Origin of the sequence: Bacillus stratosphericus, from assembly GCF_020524495.1 — a bacterium.
In the GTDB taxonomy this organism is placed as follows: domain Bacteria; phylum Bacillota; class Bacilli; order Bacillales; family Bacillaceae; genus Bacillus; species Bacillus stratosphericus_B.
This window is the reverse complement of the sequence record NZ_JAIVLB010000104.1, coordinates 1-537: the sequence shown is the minus strand read 5'-3', so window position 1 is coordinate 537 and position 537 is coordinate 1. Positions and strand designations below refer to the sequence as shown.

Annotated in this window: 1 protein-coding gene; it reads left to right on the top strand. The window is 51.0% G+C overall.

What is annotated here, in order from left to right:
* Positions 1–109: 109 nt before the first annotated feature.
* Positions 110–472, top strand: a complete 363-nt coding sequence (locus LC033_RS16700; RefSeq protein ID WP_226570368.1) for a hypothetical protein — start codon at positions 110–112, stop codon at positions 470–472.
* Positions 473–537 lie beyond the last annotated feature (65 nt).

The window sequence follows — 537 nt, the reverse complement described above, 5'->3', positions numbered from 1 at the left end:
CAAAGTGCTGACAGCCAGTCCGCGCGGTCAATATACTTCAGGTGTTGCTGACGGAATTCGAAAAACGCTCGATCTACTCGGCGTCAAAATCGAAGGGGTGAATGCGTAGATGAATGAAAAGCCCATCGAAAAATGGACGGCACGCGACTTCATCGTCTATCTGCACGACCGCCACCTCGAAGTCTACGGCATCAAATACGTCGCCAATAATCGCGGCATGGAAGCACGTAACCTAAAGGCGATGATAGACGAATATGGGGCGGCTATCGTACGGGACTTCATCGACGCGTGCTTTGCGGCCAAGAAACCGACGGCACAGTGGCCCGGCTGCAACTTCGGATTCATGTTTTCGTATATGCGAGGCAAATACCTGCCGCCATTGCTCGCAAAACAAAAAGCGGCCGAACAGACGGAAGAAGACGATGAAAGGGCGGCGGCGCAGTCGCAAATAAACTACGGGGAGTTGTTTTAGTATGACGAAATATAAGACGGAGAAACGTAAGGCAAACGTTGGCGAACGGATTTTGATTACGGATA